We start from the raw sequence: 23,705 nt of genomic DNA, 5'->3' as shown, positions 1-23,705 counted from the left end.
CAACTCAGCATTTGTTTCTATAAGTTAATAGTTATCGTGAGTCTTTTATTTCTTTAGCACTTAAAACCAGTACTTAAGAGCTGTACTTAAGACCTGTACTTAAGACCTGTACTTAAGACCTGTACTTAAAAGGTTCTTCGTCACTTCATGTGGATTTAGCCTGATCGAACAGGCGGCCCACCGGGCTGCCAATCAGGTAGATCATGGCGATGAAGTTAGTCTCGTTCCGATAGCCACGTGCGCGTGACCGAGCCGCCTGAAACAGACCGTTCATCCCTTCCAGTCTTGCGTTCGTCAGTCCCGAGTGCCAGCGCCTAACCACGGCTTCCGCGTGCCGCTCAAGTGTCGCCAAGGCCTTTCCCATCGGCTTCAGTAGTGGCTTTTTAGACACCGCCGTTTGCATGACTTTGAGGTAGTTCGTGATGCGCCACCGAGCCGCTCTGGGCGTTGGGGCCTTCTGGATCCAGCGCAGCTTTTCCTTGATTATCCAGGCGTCGGCCGTGGCGCTCTGATCGGCTACCAACTCCTGGAGCGCCGCCAACTGTGGAGGTTTCAGATTCTCGTTGTCCAGGTTCTTCAGCAGTGCCCAGCGCAGCGACTTAGGGTGTTCCTGCTCGCGGCGCTCTTTCTTGCGTACCTCGTCCAGCCGCTTGGTAAAGGTCTGCACAATATGGAACCAGTCGACCGTTACCTCGGCCTTGGGAAGGTGCTCGGTGATGCCGCTAAGGAAGGCGGGTGACATGTCGCAGACGACCTCGACCACATTGTCCGTATTGCCGCCATGGGTTGTCAGGAAGGCACTAAATGCTTGGATGGCATCCTTGCCGCAGCCTTGAACAGCGAAGATCACCGGTTCCTGCTTGCGCTTCATGTCGAGGAATACCGTGACATAGCGATGGCCGCGCCGGGACGCGGTTTCGTCCACGCCGACCGCCGCCACCTTGGACAGATCCAGTTCCCCCAGCATTCGGCCCACGTAGTGATGCACGATGCGCCATAGTCGTTTGTCGGAAATCTCCAACTGGCGGGAGACGGCCAGCACCGGCATCTCCTTGACCAGTGACATGGCCGCTTGCTCAAACAGCAGGGTGAAGTCGCTGCCCGGCCGCGCCCAGGGCACCTCTATGCGTTTGACGCCATGTTCAGGACACTTCGTGCGAGGCACGCGAGCATGCAGGTAACAGTGATGCTGAAAGAAGTTCAGATGCCGCCAGGTTTTGTCGGCAAAGTCGTGGGCCTGGCAGGTCTTACCGCACTCCGGACAGGGATAGAGACTGCCTCGCTCCGCCTCGACATAGAGATCCAGACGGTGGGGCGACACAGAGGTATCCAGGTGCTGGTTCTTGAGGATCCAGGGCGCTTCTAAGCCCAGGCCGAGAGTTAGAATCTGGGTGCCGTCCATGCCATACCTACTGCCGTTGTGGAGTCCCTATTCTGGCCCAGCTCAGGAGACAAATTCCACACACAACGTCGAAGAGCCACTTAAAATTAGTACTAAGCTCAGTACTCAGCCCCTTGAATTGAATCAAACCTTACGCTCGACCTTCATGGGGATGATTGAAAGTCAGAAAATGGCGCACGACCGGGCGTTCCTCCCCTTGGTGGAAACGCAGGACTTCTTCTTGGATATCGGCGGCTGATTTAGAAACGCGCTTATGCTGACGCAGATGCTCTGCCCAGGATTCAACCTGGAACCATTCCAACATCAAGGTGGGATCGGCTGAATCCTCAGTAATCCCCCACGCATAGGCGCCATCACGCCGTCTTTCAGCCGAGAGCCTAGCCAATATTTTCAGATATGCTGAACGATCTTCGAGGGCTATTCGGTACTCTATCTGGATAAGCACCGGGCCGCGGTCATACTCGACGGGAGTGGCTGTCAGTGGCTCAGGCCAGTGATTTGACGGCATTAAGTCGGATTCGCCTTTGGGCAACTTGATACGGTGTGCAATACATCCGATCGCTGCTAGCCCGACCGCGCCAGATAGGAACGCCAAGGGCACGCCAATTCCTTGAGCGATTACCCCCCATGCCAAACTGCCCGCGGCCATGGCGCCATTGAACACCGTCAGATATACAGCTAGGGAGCGGCCACGCACCCAGTTGGGAAGAATTGCCTGCGCTACGCCATTGAGCGTCGTCAACGCTGTAATCCACCCTGCACCAAGAATCAATAGAGAGGATACTGCGAGCCATTTAGGCGGCGACAGGGATAGCAAAGCCATGACGGCCGAAGTGACCAATGCCGACGTTAGAAGTAGGCCGTCGGCGCTAAGGTACGTGCGCAAACGGGGCATAATAACAGCCCCTCCGATTGCGCCCAGGCCAACTGCGCCAAGCAATATGCCATAGAATCCAGGGCCGCCTTCCAGTAGCTGACGTGCGACTAAAGGCAACAGCGCCCAGACTGAACTGGCCATCGCAAAGAAGAGAAAAGCGCGCAGCAGGACAACATGCAGCTCATGACTGCCGCGGGCATAGCGCAGCCCGGCTCGGAAAGCACCTGGGAAGCGTTCGGATAGGGCATCCCGTTGTGTTGCTGGTCGTTTCCACCAAATCAGCGCAGCGATGACAACTGCATAACTCAGAACGTCTACTCCATAGGTAAACGCTGCACCCATGCTGGCCAACAGCAGCCCGCCCAAAGCAGGACCTACGGCACGGGCAATGTTGATCCCCAGCGAGTTAAGTCCCACTGCGTTCTTGAAGTCTTTCTTGTCTACCAGCTCGGGGACGATGGCCTGCCAAGTGGGGCCCATCAGAGCAACGCCTATGCCCCCTATAAAAGTAAGCATTATCAGTGATGCCACAGAATGCTGATCCGTAAGCGAAAGAATAACGAGGCAAACGCTGACACAAGCCAGCATAAGCTGAACGCAGATCAGCAGCTTACGCCGGTCGAGCATATCGGAAAGCACACCTGCCGGTATCGCCAAAAGAAAAACCGGCAGCGTAGCGGCAGCCTGCACCATAGCGACGGCCGCTGGCGAAGAGGATAGATCCGTCACCAGCCAGGCACTGGTCACATCACGCACGAAACTGCCAATGCTGCCGATAATGGTGGCCGCCCAGAGTACGGCGAATAGGGTCTGCCGCAACGGAGCAAAAGCACTGTCCGGAGATGTGGGAAGATTAGTGGATTGGGCCTTACTCATGTCTCTAGCTCCTGCAACCCAAGGGGTCTTTGCTCCAAAGCAGTGTACGTATGCATTAGGTGTGCACCTTCACACGGCCCAGCAGGAACAGCCGAGAGCACCGAAAAAACCTTTAAGATCCGACGTCGGCGCATTAGATGCCCAGGCCCGGGCATGATCATGGCCGTGTAGGCCACACGCGCTAGCACAGCCACAGCTGGCCATCGCTTGAGCCTGTAACGGTGCCAGAGAATGTTTACCCGCACCTTCGGGCTCGCCCCAGGCACCGTAGCCCTTAAAGGTGCGTGTCGGCGACCAGTCAGGCATGGCAGGCGGCAGCAAATTGTCGTCCAGTGTCGCAAAATCATTGTCACCATAGACAATGCGCCCACCCACTACCGTCAGGTCGGAGGTCAGGAAGGAGATCTCATCTTCAGGCACGCTGAAGAAATCTCTACTCGGTACGATAAAATCAGCGAACTGGCCGGCCTTAATGCAGCCCCGCTTGCCTTCCTCGTTGGAGAACCAAGCCACTTTCTCGGTCCACATGCGCAGCGCCGTCTCGCGGTCGAGCAGGTTATCTCGCGGATACAAGCCGAGACCGCCGACCGTTTTGCCGGTGATCATCCACGATAGCGACACCCAGGGGTTATACGAGGCCACCCGGGTAGCATCGGTTCCAGCGGAGACTTTAACGCCCTTCTCTAGCATGCGTTTGACGGGTGGGGTCGCCTCGGCGGCACGGGCTCCATAACGTTCGACAAAATATTCGCCCTGGTAGGCCATACGATGCTGAACAGCGATGCCGCCACCCAGCGCAGCGATGCGGTCAATGGATTTGTCAGAAATAGTCTCAGCGTGGTCGAAAAACCAGTTAATACCGTCTAGCGGGATATCCTGATTAACCTTTTCAAACACGTCCAGCGCGCGAGTAATGGTTTCGTCGTAGGTGGCGTGCAACCGCCAGGGCCACTTGTTTTCTGCTAGCACACGCACGACTTCTTCCAACTCGCCCTCCATTTCTGGTGGCATGTCGGGACGCTCTACACGGAAATCCTCGAAATCGGCAGCCGAGTAAACAAGCATCTCGCCAGCGCCGTTGTGGCGGAAATAGTCATCGCCCTGCTTGTACTTTACGCTTGACGTCCATTTCAGAAAGTCTTCCTTTTCTTCCTTAGGTTTCTGCGTAAACAGGTTGTAGGCCAGACGAACGGTTATCTGCCCTTCATCAGAAAGCTTCTGGATAACTTCATAGCCTTCTGGGTAATTCTGGAAGCCGCCACCTGCATCAATCACGCCGGTCACGCCGAGACGATTCAACTCACGCATGAAGTGGCGAGTGGAGTTAACCTGGTAGTCGAACGGCAGCTTTGGGCCCTTGGCGAGCGTGGAGTAGAGAATCATCGCGTTGGGTTTGGCCAGCAGTAGTCCGGTGGGGTTGCCGTTAGCATCGCGAATGATCTGACCACCAGGCGGTTCGGGTGTATTCCTGGTATAGCCAGCGGCACGCAAGGCAGCACCATTAAGTAAAGCACGGTCATACAGGTGCATCAGGAACACGGGGGTGTCAGGGGCGATCGCATTGATTTCTGCCAGGGTCGGCAGGCGTTTTTCCACGAACTGGTGCTCGGTAAAGCCGCCTATCACGCGCACCCATTGCGGTGCGGGGGTAATGGCGACTTGGCGTTTGAGCATGTCCATTGCGTCAGCCAGCGAGCGTACGCCGTCCCAGCGCAGTTCGAGGTTGTAATTCAAGCCGCCGCGCACCACGTGGGTATGGTTGTCGAACAGGCCGGGCAGTACGCTACGCCGCTGGAGATTAACGACCTGGGTGCCTGGGCTGGCCAAGGCAATGACCTCCTGATCTAAGCCGACGGCCAGGAACCTGCCATTTTTGATCGCAACGGCGGTGGCGTTGGGGTTCGCCCTATCAAGCGTCGTGATCTGACCATTATGAAAGATAATGTCGGGAGCAGAATCGGACATAGTGGATACTCCATCGTTAAGGCGTGCTGTATAGGTGCTAGGCTCCCAACCGCTGGGTGCAAACATAACGTAATATTAGGATGAGGGCGGCCAGAGCCGCCCCATAACGGCCTATATCTCAGCGTGAACGGGAGCTAACGTGGGGCCATGCTTAACTCGCTCTTCCGCCTTGTGCACCATGGTGTAGGCATAATCAACGCCCATGCCGTAGGCGCCAGAATGCTCTTTCGCCACGGCCATGACCGCGTCGTAGGTATCGCGGTTCTTCCAATCACGCTGCCACTCCAGCAACACTTGTTGCCAGGTCACCGGCACCACCCCAGCTTGTACCATCCGCTGCATCGCGTAATCGTGGGCCGCCTGACTGGTGCCGCCGGAGGCGTCAGCCACCATGTAGATTTCGTATCCGGCATCGTGCATCGCCGAGAGCGCGAAAGTGGTATTGCAGACTTCTGTCCAAAGGCCCGAAACAATGACTTTGTTTCGGCCGTTGTCCTTGAGCGCATCGCGTACTTTCTGGTCATCCCAGGAGTTCATCGACGTGCGTTCGAGGATGGGCGCATCAGGGAACACTTCCAGCAGTTCGGGATAGGTATGACCCGAAAAGCTTTCGGTTTCGACGGTGGTAATGATTGTCGGGATACCGAACACTTTCGCAGCCTTGGCCAAGCCAACAACATTGTTCTTCAGCGCTTGCCGGTCGATAGACTGAACGCCGAAAGCCATCTGAGGCTGTTGATCGATGAAGATCAACTGCGAATTGCTGGGGGTTAATACTTCAAGCTTGGGGTTCTGCATTGGGATCACCTTTGACAAATGTGATGGATGTCTTGAAACGGCCATTCACTATCCCAAGCCATCCCCGCTTATAATTGGACTACAATCTTGGCTTGGGATGATTGTGTGATCCTCTATATATGAACGGTCCAACTATCGGCTGCTTCGGTGCAAGTATGGCGCGACGGCTTGTTGTAAAAAGGATGACGAGAGTCGAACAACCATTACCTTTCTCGCGAAGCATCGCTGAAAAGTCTCGTCATCCCCGCTCAGTTTATTTTGCGCTGCCAGGGACCGGCGTATTGAGCAACTGCTGCTCCCACATGTACGCAATACTGCTGCCACCGCCATGCTGCCTCATGACCTCGAGCACCTCGACAATGTGTTCGGTCCGCGCCCAGTCTCGCTGCCATTCGGACGCCAATTCCATCCAGGTCATCATATTCACGCCGGCCGCAATCATGCGCTGTATGCCGACTTCATGGGCCTCCACTGACGTGCCGCCAGACGCATCCGTGATGACAGTGACATCCCAGCCCTCGCCAGCAGCCTGGATAGCCGGCATGGCAACACATATTTCGGTCCACAGTCCTGCGATGATCAGCTGCTTACGGCCCGTCGCCTTGACCGCGTCAACTGTCGGCTTGTCTTCCCAAGTGTTGATTAACGTGCGGTTGATCACCTCCTGGCCTGGGAATACATCAGTAATCTGAGGAAAGATGTTGCCGCCTTGGGCAGCGACCACACTCGTCAGGATGGTAGGAACATTGAAGGCTTTGGCAGCCTTCGCAAGGGCCGCCGAATTGTTAATTACCATCGTTGGTTCGTGGCTGTTCAGATTCGCGAGCTGGTAAGGCTGGTGGTCAATCATCACCAACACCGAGTCTTCGGGACGAAGAAGAGACGCAAGGCCATTACGAAAAGTCATGAAAATATCCTCAGTCGGTTGTCGTCAACATTTGCGAGTTTGGTATCCTGTGAGCAATGCGCCAGCGGCGACATTGCCCGTAATTAGATACTGCTGCACTTATGCTCGACGTAGTAGGCCCGTTTGAAGCTAAGCTGTGTCGCAGAATGGGGAACAATGACCGGGGACATCAGTGATCCCGATAAAGCCCAGCAGCGTCTGCAAATAGGGCTACTGAAAGTCCATCGCCTTCGTAACCCCTCCGAATAGAGTCCGCCCCATGATTCGATTACGATGACGCGTATACCTGTAAGTAACCCCTGCACACCAGCTGCAACTGCCATTTGTTGCTCTCTGCTGTAGTGACGCCTATTCGTAGCAGTCTCGTCCTATTCCTGCTCTTTATCTGTCAGTAGCATTTTGTGGAAACCTTTGTCGCTGGATGGGGAACACCAAAATGGACATTGAAGAGCTACAGACATTCGTGGAAGTTGCTTACGCTGGGGGAATTTCGCCTGCTGCTCTCCGGCTTGGCGTAACCAAGTCGACCGTCAGTCGTCGGCTCGTCCGGCTAGAAGCCGAACTTGGCGTCCAACTGCTTACACGATCCACCCGTGGGGCCGCCCTCACTGAAGCGGGGGCTACCATCAGAGACTATGCAGCCAAAGTCTGCGCCGAAACCGACGTAGCCAGAGAAGCGATTCTTCCGTCCGGAGAGCTTCGTGGCCGCCTGCGAATTGCTGCCCCATTGACTTTGGGTCCAACTCATTTCGCTCCCGCACTCGCGGAAATGGCCCGTCGGCACCCCCACCTCCATATTCATACCCGCTACAGCGATCGCTTAGTGGATCTGATCACAGAAGGTTATGATTGTGCGATACGAGTTGGCTTACTTCAGGACTCCAACATGATCGCAAGGCGTGTCGGCCCGATTTATGGGAAGCTCGTCGCGAGTCCAAGTTATATCAAGGCGCATGGGGCGCCGGAGACACCAGATGAAATCCTTGCTCATCAGGCTCTTATGCATGGCACAGAAGCCTGGCAATTTATGGACGGCGATAAGATCATTACGGTACATCCGCGGGGACGTTTTAAGGCCGACAGCGGCACTGCTCTAGCTGCCGCCGCTGTCGCAGGTCTTGGCATCGCTTGGCTCCCCGATTGCCTCACCCATGAAGATATGGCCTCCGGCGCACTTGTTCCCATTATGACCCGTTATCCACTACCTCCAGCAGGTGCGTATGTAATCCGTCCACCAAGTCAGCATCCTGCACGGAAGATCCGGATCCTCACCGACATTATGATCGAGCACTTCGAACAGGCCTCGCACCTATGGAACCTCGGACACATACGCACGGCGGGGCGAAACCTTATCCCGGTCTAGCGAAAGTCATGGCAACTTCGACCGTTGATTGACCTTTAACATTCATGATTCACAGTCTGATAACGGGTTCGCGAGGAAACACCGCTTTGACCTTAGGGTTGGCTAATGACCCGCTGACATATTCCCGCCGCCATTGACCCGGCGTCGCGCCATCAATTCCCGCCGGGAAAGCACCTCTCCAGGCCGCTCAACCAACGCAATCAGCAGGTCGAGCGAGCGGCTGCCGATTTTGACGGCCACCCCCTTCCTCTGCAGCAACCGCCCCGCCACGTGCAGGCGAAACGAACTAAATTCGACAATCTCGTCAATCTTCGGCAAGCAAGTCCTCGATGGTGGTGATCATCCGGCTTCCCGCTGAACGCCGTCTCTTACGAAATATCCGCTTCACATCGGCCCCTAGGCGGTGGCATCGAACACCTGCTTGACCAACTCGGCGAGCGTCGGGTGGACGTGGATACTGTCGCGCACAAGTTGCGCCTTGGCCCCCGGAGTGTTCATGGCGACCACCACTTCGTGAAGTAAGTCGGCTGCCTGGGGGCCGATCATATGGAAGCCCAGGATCCGGTCGCTGCCCTTCTCGACCAGGAGTTTCGCAAAGCCCGGTGGTGAACCGACGATTTTGCCCTTGGCGAAATCGGCGTAATGCTTCTGGACCACGGTGTAATCGAGGCCCTGGTCGCGACAGGCACGCTCGGTCAGACCGACCGAGCCGATCTGCGGATTGCTGAACACGGCGTGCGGGTTGGCGGTGTAGTCGACAGTAAGGGAGGCACCGTGTGCGTTGCGGTAGGCAAGCTCACCTTCGTAGCTCGAGGTGTGCTTGAACATCCCTAGCCCGATGACGTCGCCATAGGCATAGATGTCAGGGTGCGTGGTCCGCAGCCCTTCGTCGACCACCACGAAGCCGCGGTCATTAAGCTCGACTCCCGTCTTCTCCAGTGAGAGCCCATCGGTGTTGGGACGCCGACCGGTGGCCAGCAGGAGCCGATCGCCCAGCACACTACGTTCTCCATCGCCGGTGGCAACGATCAAGCAACACTGCCCATCGCGCACCAGCGCCTGACGCACCTCCGCTTGCAGCACGAGCTCCACCCGCTTGGCAAGCTCCTGCGTGAACAGCGCCCGCACGTCGTCGTCTTCGGCCAGCAGGCATTCGGAATGGTCGATTATCGTTACGCGGGTGCCCAAAGCGGAGAAAAAATGGGCAAACTCGCAGCCGATGTAGCCGCCGCCAAGGATGATCAGGTGTTCGGGCTGTTCATTGAGGTCGAAGATGACAGACTCGTTGGTAAGGTAGCCGCTCTCCGCCAGCCCGGGGATCGGCGGGATAGCGGGGCGCGCGCCTGCCGCGATGAAGATCCGCTCGCCGGTGAGACGGCGCCCGTCCTCCATCTCAATCAGCTTTTCGCCCACAAAACGCGCCCGGCCATAGTAGGGGGTGAAGGCGCTCTCCACCCAGCGGCGCACGTCAGCGGCGTCGTTCTCGCGCCGCCGGCGAACCGTGTCGAGAACGGCCTGGAAATCGACGCGAACCGACGACTGATCCAGGTGGATACCAAAGTCCGCGGCGTGCCGAATTGTCTGCATCACCTCGGCAGCCTGAATCAGGCCCTTCGTCGGGATACAGCCGCGGTTCACGCAAGTGCCGCCAAGCTGGTCGGGACGATTATCGACCAGTGCGACCGACTTGCCGTCCTGCTGCCCGTAATAGGCGGCAGTCAGACCAGAACCGCCGCCGATGCAGATCACGTCGTAGTGCTCAATCGCAGCCATGGTTCATCCCCGCGTTACTGAGCGGCCCGACACGTCGAGCGCCTAAAAATAAAGGTAATAAATAGCAAACAGAAAATAAAGAACATCCACTCCCCAAAACTAAACTACCAACTTGCGCCTCGACTTTAACCATGGGGCATACCCTCAAATTGACGTGAACGGTTAAACGTACGCACTCACGGGATGAGGGATGGCTCGACAGCAATCACGATTTTTCCCTGGAGACCGTTGTTGCGGCTCTCCAGTCGAGCATGAGCGACTGGGAGTCGCCACGTCGAACCTGGTAATCCAGCGGGTTGATGGAGGTTGCGTGTACCCGCACCAGCACTTGTCCCGCGTGCGGCACTGGCTTGGCTACTTCGCTAAGCTCGAACGATTCCGGGCCGCCAAATGAGTTAAGTATCTGTGCTTTCATTGTAGATTCTCGCCTAGACAAAAAGGGGTATCGGGAAGCACATCACTATGGTCACTCCCGCGTGAATACTGATGATCGCCATGGCGTAAACACGGAGCTGTCATCTTGGCGATGTCGTAAAGAGAGAAGCCAATTTTTAGTTAATCCTCTGTCTTTCAATCCTGCTGAAAGTAATCGCTAGTCTCTCCAAAACGGGTCTCTGAAAATTGGACAGGCGTACGAATCTGGAACATTTATGCGGTCAATGGATTGCTGTACGTCATTCAGTTTCTGCAGGCACTTCTTACCGCCTATGCCTTTTATGGTCGCAGGCTGATTCCAAAACCACAGGTTGGTCCAATACCCGTTATGGCCGCTCGGCAAATCTCATCTGATCTACTCGACTGCAGAAATAAGAAAGGGAGCGGCCTACGACCTGTTTCTGACTCCTACGCTGAAACATGCTCGACTCCGACGTGCAGAAACCATTGCTCGTAAGCGCTCACAGATATGTGGTGACGGTGGCTGCATGATGAACAACCAGGAGTTGGAGACAGCGTTACACCTGAAGATAAATCTAACGGTCATCATTCTGCGCAACGACGGCTACGGCATGATTCACTGGAAGCAGGCGAATATGGGCTTCACCGATTTTGGCCTGGTCTACGATACCCCTGACTTCGTCATGTATGCGCAAAGCTACGGCCCCAAGGGTCATGAGTGGAAAGCGCCGACGGCTTCCTGCCACTGCTGCAACGTTGCACCAGCGAGCCGGGCGTCAACACCGGTCTTGTCTCCAATGAAGTCGCGCCGTTCGGCGGCATCAAGGCCTAGGGTTTGGGTCGTGAAGGCTCTAAATACGGTATTGAAGATTACCTAGAGATCAAATGCATGTGCCTGAGCGTATGAGGCTCTCAAAGTAGTAAAGCGGTGTTCACGAAAACTTATCAATGACCGCAATAACTCCTTTAATCCACGCATTTATTCGGTAACAGGCACTAATGGAAAGTAAACCAATACTAAGCAGACTCGGCATTTTACCTCTTGTGCCCAGAGATCCTGCTGAACCTCACCGAGGGGCAACACCGCTTGAGCTGCTGTTTGATTTGGTTTCGGTCATTGCAATCGCCTCTGCAGCGGTAGGTCTTCATCATGCCATTTCAGCTGCCCACATAACCGAGGGACTACTGAAATTCTCAGCGTCTTTCTTTGCCATTTGGTGGGCGTGGATGAATTTCACCTGGTACGCCTCTGCTTACGACAACAATGACAGTCTACATAGAGTATTAACAATAGTGGCCATGGCCGGTTCGCTTATTATGGCCGCTGGTATCGACCGATTCTTTCAGACAAACAACATAGATATGATCGTCACTGGTTTTGTAGTGATGCGCACTGCAATGGTTTGCTTTTGGTTGAGGGCGGCCATGCACGACCCTGAACGCCGACTTACGACTTACCGGTATGCAATCGGCATAGCAATCGTTCAGATTTATTGGGTGGGATTGATGTTCTCACAGCCAATAGCTGACAATCTTTTAGTGATTTTTTATGCTGTTGGTGCATTGTTAGAGTTAGTAGTTCCGGCGTACGCAGAGAGCAACTACACCACTCCTTGGCATCGGCATCATTTGATCGAGCGGTATGGTTTATTGAATATTATTGTGCTGGGAGAAACTCTACTTGCAGGAAGCCTAGCCATTCAACGCGCAGCAAGCATTAACATAGACAAAGAACTAGTTGGCGTTGCCATCTCTTCGTTAGTCCTGATGTTCGCACTCTGGTGGGTTTATTTCTCGAAAGAAGAGCAAATTGCCCAAAAGCGTTTATCGTTAGCATTATTCTGGGGATACGGCCATCTTCTGATCTACATGTCCGGGGCCGCCGTCGGTGTAGGTGTCGCGGTACTGATAGACTCAATCTCCGGTCATTCCAGTTTGCCCGAGGCCGTTGGTTTATACACCATCGCTGTTGCGATCAGTAGGTATTTATTCGGGCTTTGGGTAGTGAGAGACCGGTTCGCACTGGCGGGAGCCGGACGCTACATATTGTTATTAACATCAGTCGTGCTTCTTTTCTCACCTCTAGTGCTACCTATCGAGGGCATCGCTGCATTATTGATAATGGGAGTTTCGATACGAAATCAATACGCATGCAAATCCGTCAAGCAAGTAACTCTTCATGGAGTTTAAGCAATGAACTCTTACCACTATCTACAGTGATTCGGAGCGGGTACGATTACTTGAACTCGTCCAATTTATTGGAAAGCGCTTGGTAGGACAACTTGGGTCGGTACTGGGCATCATAGATCAGCCCGTTACCATGGTTGTAATAGTCGTACCACTCATTGAGTGACGACCAACGATCGGTGAAGCCCCACATGGTAAACGAGTGCGCACCCTCTTCAATGCACGCTTCCAAGTAGGTCGCGTACCAAGCCGCTACAGCTTCCGGAGTGGTTGCGAAGATCTGGTGCTGGTTAATGTCCAGCTCCGACACCCGCACCTCGACACCCAGCGACTTGAAGCGAGCAATGGCCGACTTCAAGTGTGCCTTGGTCACAGACGGAGTATTGGTTGGCCAGGTCGCCTGGTACTCAGCGTTCACGTCCTCGTGCATCTGCAAGCCAATGCCATGAATGGGCACGCCAGCGGTTTGCAACTCGACCACCAGGTTGAACAGAAAGTCCTGTTTGTCACCCGCTTCTTCACAGCCCCACTCATTAATGAACAGCAGTACGTCCGGATCCACTTTATGGGCTTTACGTAATGCCCGTTCAATGTAATCACGTCCTAATGCCTGGAACCAGACGGAATCACGTAGCTGATCGGTCCAGCCCAGAAATGGCTCGTTGATCAAATCGAATGACACCATGCGACCCTTATAGCGACCAAACAGCGTCTCAATATGCTCGTCGAGGATCTCTCCCACCTCGGTTGCCGTAATGGTGCCATCGTTCCAGCCATTCCACAGCCACTGCGGGGTCGCCTCGTTCCAGGCCACGGTGTGACCATGCACGTCCATCCCATTACGCTCGGCATAGTCAATCAGCTTATCCGACTCATAGAAGTCGTAGACTCCACGGGCAGGCTGGATAAACTGGAACTTCATGCAGTTCTCAGGGGTGATCTGGTTAAACTCATTGCCCAGAATCGCGCGGTACTGCTTATCGAACACCATCGGGTAGGTGGCCACCGCGGTACCCATGCGGAACTTACCGGCCTTGTCACGCAAGGTGCCCGCTGTCTTAGGCACACTGCGCACTGAAGTCTCTTCCACGGTACCGGTAGTGGTGATTTGGGTGATTAGGAACGTCGCACCCACGTTCGCTTCATCCAGGCTTAGATAAACCACCCCATCGTCAAACAGCCCCAGATCCGCCTGACGGGTAACTTCCACACCGTTGGTCAGGAACACAAGCTCGGTGCCCTCACGCTTGAAGGTGTAAATCACATTGGTGCCTACACTGGCAGCAGCATTTCCCCCCTCGGTATTGTCAGGGTGATACATTGTCCAGTAACACCAGTCACCATTGACGATCTGGGCTTTGAAGGTATTCAGCGCGTAGTACCACTCATCCTGCACCATCGGGATATCCCCGTGGAACATGAAGTAAGTAGCGTTGGCAGCGGTCAACGTAGCGGTGATATTGATCTCAAAGTCCCCCGCCACCTGAAAGCGCATCGCAAGGTTAAGGGACGGGTTGTGTACCGGTGCATCCCCTGAGTCAGGCAACGGCGACAGCTTCCGGTCGAGGCCTTCAAACAGCACACCACTAGATTTCACGGTGGCCCCAGAAAAACCTTCCCACAAAGAGAATGGAGAAGAAGTCACGGGAATACCTCCAAAGAAATGTACCAGTGCGTAGATGGAAACAATAGCTTATAACAACCGCTGTAATATGGCCTCTAACTATAATAGTGCCAGCGCTGTATCAGCCGCTATTCAACATAATTCCTGAGATCCCCATCTGGGGTGTTCGCCACGGAATTATTGCCGCTACCATAGTTGCCCTCGTCGTCTACTGATTCGCTGACTCGTTTCCATCAAACTCCCCAACATTAACCCGTACGTCTTGATTGATGACCAGCGACTGCTCATCACCGCCGGGCGACAGGATCAGAGCCCACCATGATCAACTTGACCTCTTTGTGCTGCTGCTCGAACGCTAATCATAATGTACTCCCCACAAGAGCAGATTGAGGGGTTGAAGTGGCAGTTAACTCCGCCTGAGGAGATGTATTAGCCGTGTGCAGCTTTCGCCAGGTTTGCGGTGACAAGCCTGTTTCGCGTCTAAATACTCGACAAAAGTGTGACTGGTCACAAAAACCGAGACTAAGCGCAATTTCGCTTAATGGGTGCGCGGAACAGAGCATATATCGCTCTGCTGCCTCCACTCGCTTAGCCGCCACATACATTAATGGCGTCATTCCGGTCGTCTGCTTGAACGCATGCGAAAAATGGCTGACGCTCAAACCCAATAACGCAGCCAATTCGGTTGTACGAATGCAGTGGTCAAGATGCTCATTTATGAATTCATCGACACGTGAGATCTGCCATCGTGCCAATCCTCCCTTGTGTATGCGCTGCGACCCTTCGCTGTGATTCTCAATCGCTAGCAAGGCGATCGCCTGATTCAAATAAGTCGAAGCGATGTCGTGATCGTGATCAATCGCTCGCTCCGCTTCTGTTAGCAACGTCAGCAGTTGCCTATTCTGTTTCAAGCACTCGTGACTAAAAGAAGAGGTACTGCTCACTGGGTAACATGTGCTGGCACTCCCGTTCATAGCTCACGCTCCTTGGCCAAGGGCAAACTCTGATAACTTGCTTAATTCGTCACCATGAGTAGCACAGGATGGCGTTAGCGCGGGGCCTCACACAGCCCCAAATGGGGAGGCATAAAACAACACTAAAGGGGGGCGTTACTCAAGATCGATAATTCCGCGCTGAATGCTAATAGTCACCGCATGTGTTCTATTGTTGGCTCCGAGTTTGTCCATGATATTGCGGAGATGCCCTTTTACTGTTTCCTCACCTATCGCCAGAGCGACAGCAGTCTCCTTGTTCGACAAGCCGCGAGCGACACATTCCAGTACCTCAAGCTCCCTGCCGGTCAGACCTTCCTGATCAATATGGGCCGCCAGCTCAGCCGCAATCTCCGGTGGGAAACGCCGTTTACCGGCTGCCAGAGCGCGTATTGTGTCAATGAGCTCACGGCGCAGCATACTTTTTAAAAGGTAGCCGCGCGCACCCGCCTTGATCGCTTGCAACGCCCTTACATCGCCTCGGTAGGTGGTGAGTACCGCGATGTGTGCTTGCGGAAACTCCGCCATGATAGCGCTAATGGCACAAATGCCATTGAGCTCAGGCATCTGAACATCCATAAGCGTAACGTCCGGTTGCGTTGTCCGGTACAACCGGATTGCCTCCAGCCCGTTGGATGCTTCACCCACCACATTTATGTCTTCATAATTGCCCACTACTGCCGCAATACCCTCGCGTATCAGAGGATGGTCGTCGACTACCAATACAGTGATGGGCTTCTGATGAACGACCATAGGTTTACCCTGCCCTGATTGAACGCTTGTGTTTGTCATCGTTTGTATTTTCATAGGCAATTGCGCCTGATAGTGACAATCTAATACGCGTACCGCTCCGGGCGCTGCTCACGATCATCAGAGTTGCCTCAATTCTTTCGGCAAGCTCATATATGCCCCTCAAACCGCCGTGCCCAGGTCTCCCGCGCATTCGTTGGTAGAGTGGATCAATGCCAACTCCGTCATCGACAACAAGCATCTCGAACCTGTCCTTAGCGTAGGTAAAGGTAACGGAAATCTGCGTAGCCTTTGCATGAAGCAATGCATTGAAAACCGCTTCTCTACCCACCTGATAGAAAACATCGCGAACCTCATTGCGCAGCGGCAACGGCTGACCCACATTGCTGACGCGATAGGTCACAGAATCCGAAGCGTCGGTCTCCTGCTGTAACAGTTGGAATGCGACAGCCAGATCTTCCGCGGGAGCTATTTCGCCGCGCAACCCCGTAATTCGTTCCCTGCCCTCGGCCATCACTTGATCAGCCCGGTCCAACGCACGTTCCATCGCATGGCGGGCAAGAGACTCTTTAGGCAGACTGTCGGCAACCGCCTGGAAGCTGAGCATCATGCCCTGCACGCTTTGCAGTAAGGTGTCATGCAACTCGCGTGCGATGCGCTCACGCTCATGAAAGCGCTCTTCCAGGCGTGTTCGAAGGACTGCTTTTTCCCTTTGCGTATAAACACGGGATATCCAGAATACGAGCGCTAGCAACGCCCCTGAAAAGAGCAGTAAAAACCATGGACGTAGATAGAAAACCTGGGGAACGTTGACAATCAAAGCTTCCTTAGGACGATGAAATTGCCCTCTCTCGTCAAGCACACGAACATGGAATTCGTAATCATCTGGTCGAAGGCGTGAGAAAACCGCTTGCCTGGCACGCCCTGCATCGACCCATTCTGAATCATGACCACTAAGACGATATTGAAAGCGCATGGTCTCTGGTGCGGTGAGGTTTAACGCTGAATAGCCAATAACCAGCCTTTGCGGTGGTGCTGATAAACGAACAGGTGCGGCGGAGATATCAATGTCGACACCATCGGCTATAAGCGCCTCGATGGTAATGACAGGTGGATGTGTCATATCACTTGGTTTATGGGGATCAACACGGACGACGCCTTGTCCGGTAGCAAACCATAGCGAGCCTTCAGGCGTAGAGACCCCAGTAGGCAGTGGCAATACTTTGTGGGGATCCATGGGTAGTCGGCCAATGTGATCGTGAGAGCTGTACAACAGTGTTTCACCGCCAGCTATCACACGATCAATCTCCGCTGCAGGCAACTTAAAGATGCCACTGCGGCTATGAACCCAGATATCCATCCCGGATTCTCCAGCGTTCTTATTGGCCGGCACGGCGATTAAGGCGTAGATATTCTGAAATGATCCGGCAGCCGGCACATCTAGACGATGAAAGCGTCCATCCTTTAGGTAGGCCAGACCATGTTGACCACCTACCCAAGTGCGTTCAGGCAGATGCAGCATGGCTGTGACATGGCCAATGTCCAGTCCTTCCTCGTAGCTCCAGCGCTCGAACTTATGCTCTGCAAAGGACACCAAAAGGTTGTCCCGGTAGCCGAACCACAGTTTCCCTGATGGGTCTCGGGAGGCGCTCACAGGCATTACCTGGCGCTCCGAATCACTTAATGGGTCAATGTTATGCCATTGCTGATCAGCCCAGACGAATAGACCTTCTCTGTTGACGGAGACCCATATATCGCCATTTTTTCCTACCGCCATTGTCCTAATGGCAGATTCCGGTGTGGATTCGACAGGTAATGCTGCGACGCGTACCAGCTTATCGCCCGAAAGTGAGAAAACGCCCTGATGCCCACCAATCAACAAGCCGTGTTGCTGACTGTTCACCAATGAGTTGATCGGCATGTCTAATTCAAAGGTGGAATGGCTAGCATTCCGGAAGCCCGTCAGTTGACCGTTGTTGGAGCCGACCCAGAGTGAACCATCACCATCTACTGCCAGTGCAGTACTGCCCACGCCTGTAGATAAAGCGAGGGGAGCCAGGGATTTACGCTGGAGTCGATCCAGGCCTGCATCCGTACCTACCCATAGAGTGCCATCACGGTCGATGAGCTGAGCCAATACATAATCGGAGCTAAGTCCGTCACGAGCGGTGTACGAGCTAATTACATCTCTACCCTCTGCAGGCTCATGCATCTGTCCGGCAGTAAGGTAGTGCAAACCGGATCCAAGCGTACCCAGCCAGGCGTCTCCCTGCTCATCCAGAACGATACTGTTCGCGCTTGATGTCGGTATCTCTTCAAACTTGATGCTGGCAGAGCCTATTTTTATCACACGAAGTACACGCTCCCTGGAACGATCAGTTATCCACACATCGCCTAAGGGAGATGATGCTATTTCGCTGATTGATTGACTCCTAATGCCCGTTCCCATGAACGAAGATGCATCCGGGGGAAGCATATACAGCTCTTCTTCGCTCGCTGCCCAGATATATCCATCTACATCCACATGTACCGCTCGAGCATGGAGGCCAATAAAGCCCATTTCCTTGCCAATCTGGCGCCATCCCGTGCCATCATGGCGCGCTAGCCCCTCATCCGCCGCGACCCAGACTTGCCCCTGCTGATCCTCGGCAATGCTGTATACCACCCCGTCCGGAAGACCTGGATCAACCGGTTGCATCATGCCATTTGCGTTGATCAAGCGGGCTCCACCGATACGAAACCCCACCCACAGCCCTTCCGCCGTGCTGGCAAGCGCAGAGACCACGCCTAGCGGCTCACCATCAGCAGGCTCGAATTTCTCGAACTCAAAACCATCGAAGCGATACAGGGAACCACGGGTACCCAGCCAAAGGTACCCATCTGCGGTTTGCGAAAGCGCTCCCACTGCACTCGGGCCCTGGTCGCTGGCGGTCCAGCGGCGATGGTCCATTTCGTTCGAGATGCGCGCCACAGCACTTGAGCACGCAAGACAGCCAAGCACGAGGCTCAGCATCAAAATCACGTATGTTCGCAAGGAATACACCTACAGCGTCTTTTAAGCACCAAGGCCGTTGCGAGCTTTTAAAACCAGCCCAACTGCTGCTGGAGCCATTCGATAATTCGATCGGCGACACGCTCCCAGCCTGGCTGCGTAATCAACAGATGACCGTGCCCAGGAAACGAGATGTAGTCTGTCGGCGCCAAGGACCGTCTCTGATAGAAATAGTTGGCTAAAACCACAGAACTGGCAACCATTCGATCATCAGCAGCCGAGATCAGTAATAGCGGCCCTCGCTCCTGAGTGAAAAGTAGCTTAGCGCCCACGCCCAGTGCTGCCGTTATCATCAGTGTTTGCGGGACTCTGCCTACAAATTTTTCATATAGCTGCTCGGTTGCATGCTGGGCTCCTGGATAGGCAACCCGTCGTGAAAACTCACTGGGCGACATGCGCAGAAAGCGCATTCCATCTAGCCGCTCAACTCTGGCGGTAAGTATCTGTAGCAACGAAAGAATGCCTGAAAAGACCTGCTGTGGCGGCCGGGGAGCAATCGCGATGCCAGCCACGCCCAGACCACGATCCATCAGCAGTTGAACCACCAACCCGCCCATCGCATGGCCAATCAGAATAGACGGCACCGGAAAGGCGGCAATCTGCTCCGCGTAGAAATCCACCAAACGTTTAAGAGGCGACGATCTGCCGTTTTTGCAATGCAGAACTTGATACCAACCCTGCTCGCCTGGGGCTGGCAGCGACAGGACACTGCAGGCGTAACCGCAGGCCTTGAAGTGGCGCTCGAACTTTTCCCATGCCGTTGGGTTTAGCCAGTCGCCTTGAATAAAACAGATATGGTAGTCCACGATCGGCAATCAGTAGCCTGCTACATGCATTGAAGGGTGCTTTATCACAAGCTCCACGTCCTGCTGATGAAAGCGTCGCGCATCTGCGTTTGCTCGGGGCTTTTTTCGATCTACCGTGTGCAGATCGCCATGCTTATTTGTCATGACGTAGCTCCGTCATCGTTACCTTGTAGCCAGCCTTCAAACCAGCCGGTGACCATCGGCATAAAAACGTAAACCACCAGCAGGACGATGGTGGCCGTGATTAATAGGCCGCTAGTAAAGTATCCACTCAGCCAAGGCAGGTTCGCGAATACCAGGCGCCAAGCTAACGGCACCAGCAGGCTAAGCGGTAAAATCACTAGAAAAGTTACGCATGCCTGCTTCCAGCGCGGCGGCTTGGTATTTGTCTCCGTTGGAGTAAACCAGAACTCGTTCACAGTACTGGCTTCTGTTTGGTCGCCATCAACCAGCAGCGACTGCGCCTCATTGATCAACTGTTTGCGTTCAACCGAGTCGAGCCATACCTGCAACCGCTGAGTACAACTGAATCGCAAAACGATGGTGAAAAGCGTCAATTTTGCGCTTCGGCTGCGCATCACATTCACACCCAGGTGACCCTCGAACTGCTTGGCGACATCCATGATCCGGCGTAGCCATGCTTCATAAGAATTAAGCTGTGCGGTGCGCACACGGTGGCGAACGACCAGCGTCACAATTTCGGGCAACTGTTGAACCATGACAGTTAACTCCAGAATCATAGATTTCGTACCCGGCATCGTGCATCGCCGAGAGCGCATCAGGAAACAATCCCAGCAGTTCGGGATAGGTGTGACCCAAAAAGCTGTTGGTCGATGAAGAACAGCTAAGAGCTGCTGGGGGTTAAGACTTCAAGCTTTGGGTTCTGCATAGGGCTCACCTTTACAAGTGCAATGGGTGTCGTAATAAGTCTTTTGACTATTGCAAAGCTCTGCCGCTGATTCTTGAATGGCTGTCTTAGGTTGGGATAAGAGTGAGATGAGGACGCCCGAACAAACTTCGAGCGTCCTCAAATATCAACTACGGATAAACGCCAGCACGTCGGCGTTGAACTTATCGGCATCAATCTGCGCCAGCCCATGCGAACCACCGGGGTAAACTTTCAGAATGCCGTCATTGACGATCTCAGCAGCCAATTCAGCAGAAGCCGCGAGCGGGACGATCTGATCATCATCGCCGTGGATGAACAATACGGGCTTGTCGATGGCTTTCAGGTCAGCGGTATAATCAACTTCGGAGAACTCGTGAATGCAGTCATAGTGCGCCTTGATCCCGCCCTGCATACCCTGCAACCAGAACGCATCCTGAAGCCCTTCATTGACCGTGGCCCCTTCCCGATTGAAACCGTAGAACGGGACGGTCAGGTCGCGGAAAAACTGTGAGCGATTCGTGGCAGTCCCCGCACGAATGCCGTCAAAGGCGTCCATTGGGGTACCGTTAGGGTTGCTGTCGGTTTTCAGCATCAAAGGCGGCACTGCGCCAACCAATACGGCTTTAGCCACCCGCGCAGAACCATGGCGTCCGATATAGTGCGCCACCTCACCGCCGCCAGTGGAATGACCGATCATGATGATATTGCGAAGATCCAGATGCTCAAACAGCTCGGCTAGATCGTCCGCATAACGATCCATATTGTTGTCATCCCAGGTCTGCTCCGATCGCCCATGGCCCCGGCGATCATGCGCAATAACCCGATAGCCCTGCTGGCCGAAGAACAGCATCTGGTTATCCCAGGCGTCTGAGGAAAGCGGCCAACCGTGGGAGAAAAAGACTGGCTGGCCCGAGCCCCAGTCTTTATAGAAGAGTATGACGTTATCGCTGGTAGTGAACGTAGTCATGGATATGGCTCCTGTGGGGGTGAATGCCACAGGAACGGTACAGCGCTAGTCAAAACTGCTATAGAACAAGAATGTCGCGTTTGAATGAATACAGGTTTAGCGAACTAGCTCATGTAGTCAGACAAGCATGTACAAAGCGAAGCGTGGTGTTCTCCTGTAGCAGTTCGACTTTGACAAGGTCATTGCCAAGCTACCCAAGTAATCAGGAACACTTCTCAAAATCCTAATCGCTGCTACGTAGCAGCGCTTCTGGTGGCAACCAAGAAAGGTTTTTGATAGCGCAGAGCATCGCGCTTCGGCGGTACCTGGAAAAGGCGGCCATATTCGCGAGTAAACTGCGAGACACTCTCGTAACCCACCTCGAAGGCGGCATTGCTCGCCGAATAACCTTCGTCGAGCATTAAGCGGCGCGCTTCGATCAAACGAAGCCGCTGCTGGTATTGACCTGGCGTTAGCGACGTCATGTGCTTGAAGTGCTTGTGAAACGCGCTGAGACTCATGCCTGCTTCAGCCGCCAGTTGCTCCACCGGCATGCGCGAACGGTACTCGGCTCTCAAGATTGCAATGGCAGCGGCAAGGCGGCTCGCGTAGCTATCGGGGTCTGCAATAGTGCGCAAGGCGGTGCCATGTGGGCCAGACAGCAGCCAATAATGCAGTTCCTGCATGATACCGGGGCGAAGGAGCGGCGCGGAATCGGGGCGATCCAGGAGTTTCATTAGCCGTGACGCACATTCCATCACCTCGGCTTCGGTGTCTTCGGCGAATAGCGTCTGCATCTCGGATGAGCGCTGGGCACGGGCACTTCCCATATGAGCGACAAGCTCACGTAGTATCACCCTGTCTAGCTCAATTGCAACGGCGAGGTACGGCTCGCGCTGGCTGGCTTGTACGATCCGCCCAACGACGGGCATATCCGCACTTACGATCGCCGACTGCCCGGCGGACAAAACCCTCTGCTGGTTCCCCACAAGAATGCGTTTTGCGCCCTGCAGGACCAAGCAAACCAATGGTTTATAAACCGAATACAGGTCGCCCGCAGGCGCCTCGAGGCACATCATTCGCAGGCCCGGCACTGGGGTTAACGCCAAACCATCGCTATTGGCATGGTGCTTGGCGTAAGTCTGCACAGCTTGTTTGAGCGACGTCATCTGTTTTCCTCCCGCCTTTCAGCTCAAATTTAGCACGGCATAACAGGCGTTTCTCCACTCCTACAGAATAAGGCAAGTTTTGCACAGGTGCGGGCAAGCCACGCAGCCAGCGAATTGTTAAAAAGTGAGTGGCATTGAGTCCTAAAAATAGACGGAGAGTGAAACCATGAAAACATCAGGAAATACTATTCTTATCACCGGTGGCGGCTCCGGGATTGGTCGTGAACTTGCCCTTCGCTTCAATGCGCTTGGCAACACCGTCATCGTCGCCGGTCGGCGCATGGAGACGTTGGAGGAGACCATTGCTGGTCAGCGCGATATGCACGCGATGGTCGTCGATGTCGAGGACCCCAAAGCCATTACTGCCTTTGCAGAGCGTGTCGTCGCCGAGCACCCCAACCTCAACGTGCTGATCAATAATGCGGGCATTATGCGGCGCGAGGACTTGTCCAGCACCCGAGACTTAAGCGATGCCGAGCAGACGGTTGCCGCCAACCTGCTCGGGCCGATCCGGCTCACCAACGCACTGACCGACCACCTGGTAAGTCAGCCAGACGCGGCGATTGTGAACGTCTCCTCCGGGTTGGCGTTTGTGCCGCTAAGCGGCACGCCCACCTATAACGCCACCAAGGCAGCCATCCACTCCTACACAATCTCCCTCCGCGAACAGCTCAAGGGCAAGGTCGAGCTCATCGAGCTTGTACCCCCAGCGGTGCAGACAGAGCTGACGCCAGGCCAGTCGACTCGCGAAGGCTATATGCCACTTGATGATTACATCCAAGAAGTCATGACACTGTTTAGCAAACAACCGACACCCAAGGAAATTCTGGTGGAGAACGTAAATTTCCTGCGCTTTGCGGAGCGTGACGGGCACTTCGATGAAGCGGTGGAGCTACTCAGTAAAATGTAAGTTCCCATGCATCCCCAGCGGAA

The 23,705-nt window shown here is 54.4% G+C and carries 20 protein-coding genes and 2 pseudogenes; 5 read left to right on the top strand and 17 right to left on the bottom strand.

Going from position 1 to position 23,705, the window contains the following annotated elements; translation table 11 throughout:
* Positions 1–145 precede the first annotated feature (145 nt).
* The 5 genes from QHL1GM_RS02440 to QHL1GM_RS02420 form a co-directional block, all read right to left on the bottom strand.
* Positions 146–1,402 carry an ISL3 family transposase gene (locus tag QHL1GM_RS02440; RefSeq protein WP_071693058.1) on the bottom strand — a complete coding sequence of 419 codons (1,257 nt, stop codon included), beginning with the start codon at positions 1,400–1,402 and terminating at the stop codon, positions 146–148.
* Positions 1,403–1,532: 130 nt separating this feature from the next.
* Positions 1,533–3,155, bottom strand: coding sequence for an MFS transporter (locus tag QHL1GM_RS02435; protein WP_071693057.1), 1,623 nt, complete (start codon positions 3,153–3,155; stop codon positions 1,533–1,535).
* 69 nt (positions 3,156–3,224) lie between these two features.
* On the bottom strand, positions 3,225–5,120 hold the full coding sequence (locus tag QHL1GM_RS02430; protein WP_071693056.1) for an amidohydrolase: 1,896 nt from the start codon (positions 5,118–5,120) through the stop codon (positions 3,225–3,227).
* A gap of 111 nt (positions 5,121–5,231) precedes the next feature.
* Entirely contained in the window at positions 5,232–5,918 is a 687-nt protein-coding gene (locus QHL1GM_RS02425; RefSeq protein ID WP_071693055.1) for a hydrolase, read from the bottom strand.
* A 253-nt stretch (positions 5,919–6,171) separates the two neighbouring features.
* Positions 6,172–6,825, bottom strand: coding sequence for a hydrolase (locus QHL1GM_RS02420; protein WP_071693054.1), 654 nt, complete (start codon positions 6,823–6,825; stop codon positions 6,172–6,174).
* A gap of 436 nt (positions 6,826–7,261) precedes the next feature.
* Between QHL1GM_RS02420 and QHL1GM_RS02415 the strand changes: the two genes are divergently transcribed.
* A complete protein-coding gene (locus QHL1GM_RS02415; protein ID WP_071693053.1) occupies positions 7,262–8,188 on the top strand; it encodes a LysR family transcriptional regulator in 927 nt (308 codons plus the stop codon).
* Between the two features lie 102 nt (positions 8,189–8,290).
* On the opposite strand, the gene QHL1GM_RS02410 is transcribed toward QHL1GM_RS02415, so the two are convergent.
* From QHL1GM_RS02410 to QHL1GM_RS02400, 3 genes are all read right to left on the bottom strand, one after another.
* The gene (locus QHL1GM_RS02410; protein WP_071693052.1) at positions 8,291–8,506 is read right to left on the bottom strand and encodes a hypothetical protein; all 216 of its coding nucleotides are present in this window, start codon (positions 8,504–8,506) and stop codon (positions 8,291–8,293) included.
* A gap of 78 nt (positions 8,507–8,584) precedes the next feature.
* Positions 8,585–9,961, bottom strand: coding sequence for an NAD(P)/FAD-dependent oxidoreductase (locus QHL1GM_RS02405; RefSeq protein ID WP_083570958.1), 1,377 nt, complete (start codon positions 9,959–9,961; stop codon positions 8,585–8,587).
* Between the two features lie 205 nt (positions 9,962–10,166).
* Positions 10,167–10,376 (bottom strand): hypothetical protein, encoded by a 210-nt coding sequence (locus QHL1GM_RS02400; protein ID WP_071693051.1) that lies wholly within the window; start codon positions 10,374–10,376, stop codon positions 10,167–10,169.
* A 508-nt stretch (positions 10,377–10,884) separates the two neighbouring features.
* Here QHL1GM_RS02400 and QHL1GM_RS19880 point away from each other — a divergent pair.
* The 3 genes and pseudogenes from QHL1GM_RS19880 to QHL1GM_RS02390 form a co-directional block, all read left to right on the top strand.
* A pseudogene (locus QHL1GM_RS19880) lies at positions 10,885–11,013 on the top strand (thiamine pyrophosphate-dependent enzyme); the annotation flags it as partial.
* A gap of 116 nt (positions 11,014–11,129) precedes the next feature.
* Positions 11,130–11,264, top strand: a pseudogene (locus QHL1GM_RS19875) (aldehyde dehydrogenase family protein); the annotation flags it as partial.
* A 92-nt stretch (positions 11,265–11,356) separates the two neighbouring features.
* Positions 11,357–12,547 carry a low temperature requirement protein A gene (locus tag QHL1GM_RS02390; RefSeq protein ID WP_071693050.1) on the top strand — a complete coding sequence of 397 codons (1,191 nt, stop codon included), beginning with the start codon at positions 11,357–11,359 and terminating at the stop codon, positions 12,545–12,547.
* 46 nt (positions 12,548–12,593) lie between these two features.
* On the opposite strand, the gene QHL1GM_RS02385 is transcribed toward QHL1GM_RS02390, so the two are convergent.
* The 9 genes from QHL1GM_RS02385 to QHL1GM_RS02345 form a co-directional block, all read right to left on the bottom strand.
* Positions 12,594–14,189: an endo-1,4-beta-xylanase gene (locus QHL1GM_RS02385; protein ID WP_071693049.1), complete on the bottom strand. Its 1,596-nt coding sequence runs from the start codon at positions 14,187–14,189 to the stop codon at positions 12,594–12,596.
* Between the two features lie 187 nt (positions 14,190–14,376).
* On the bottom strand, positions 14,377–14,472 hold the full coding sequence (locus QHL1GM_RS19870) for a hypothetical protein (protein ID WP_368087067.1): 96 nt from the start codon (positions 14,470–14,472) through the stop codon (positions 14,377–14,379).
* 55 nt (positions 14,473–14,527) lie between these two features.
* Entirely contained in the window at positions 14,528–15,142 is a 615-nt protein-coding gene (locus tag QHL1GM_RS02375; RefSeq protein ID WP_071693048.1) for an AraC family transcriptional regulator, read from the bottom strand.
* Positions 15,143–15,277: 135 nt separating this feature from the next.
* Positions 15,278–15,967 (bottom strand): response regulator transcription factor, encoded by a 690-nt coding sequence (locus tag QHL1GM_RS02370; protein ID WP_254795245.1) that lies wholly within the window; start codon positions 15,965–15,967, stop codon positions 15,278–15,280.
* The gene (locus QHL1GM_RS02365; protein ID WP_175540339.1) at positions 15,918–18,815 is read right to left on the bottom strand and encodes a sensor histidine kinase; all 2,898 of its coding nucleotides are present in this window, start codon (positions 18,813–18,815) and stop codon (positions 15,918–15,920) included. Before QHL1GM_RS02365 ends, QHL1GM_RS02370 begins: the two co-directional genes overlap by 50 nt.
* Before the next feature lie 176 nt (positions 18,816–18,991).
* A complete protein-coding gene (locus QHL1GM_RS02360; protein ID WP_071695885.1) occupies positions 18,992–19,768 on the bottom strand; it encodes an alpha/beta fold hydrolase in 777 nt (258 codons plus the stop codon).
* Positions 19,769–19,908: 140 nt separating this feature from the next.
* Complete coding sequence (locus QHL1GM_RS02355) at positions 19,909–20,487, bottom strand: antibiotic biosynthesis monooxygenase (protein WP_139245592.1); 579 nt, start codon at positions 20,485–20,487, stop codon at positions 19,909–19,911.
* 315 nt (positions 20,488–20,802) lie between these two features.
* The gene (locus QHL1GM_RS02350) at positions 20,803–21,624 is read right to left on the bottom strand and encodes an alpha/beta fold hydrolase (protein ID WP_071693044.1); all 822 of its coding nucleotides are present in this window, start codon (positions 21,622–21,624) and stop codon (positions 20,803–20,805) included.
* A 233-nt stretch (positions 21,625–21,857) separates the two neighbouring features.
* The gene (locus tag QHL1GM_RS02345) at positions 21,858–22,772 is read right to left on the bottom strand and encodes an AraC family transcriptional regulator (protein ID WP_071693043.1); all 915 of its coding nucleotides are present in this window, start codon (positions 22,770–22,772) and stop codon (positions 21,858–21,860) included.
* A gap of 166 nt (positions 22,773–22,938) precedes the next feature.
* Here QHL1GM_RS02345 and QHL1GM_RS02340 point away from each other — a divergent pair, with 166 nt between their 5' ends.
* On the top strand, positions 22,939–23,682 hold the full coding sequence (locus QHL1GM_RS02340) for an SDR family oxidoreductase (RefSeq protein ID WP_071693042.1): 744 nt from the start codon (positions 22,939–22,941) through the stop codon (positions 23,680–23,682).
* The last annotated feature ends 23 nt before the right edge of the window (positions 23,683–23,705 follow it).

It is taken from the genome of Halomonas sp. QHL1 (assembly GCF_001882345.1).
Lineage (GTDB): Bacteria > Pseudomonadota > Gammaproteobacteria > Pseudomonadales > Halomonadaceae > Vreelandella.
The sequence above is the reverse complement of the archived record's forward strand: the minus strand, read 5'-3'. Positions and strand labels throughout refer to the sequence as shown.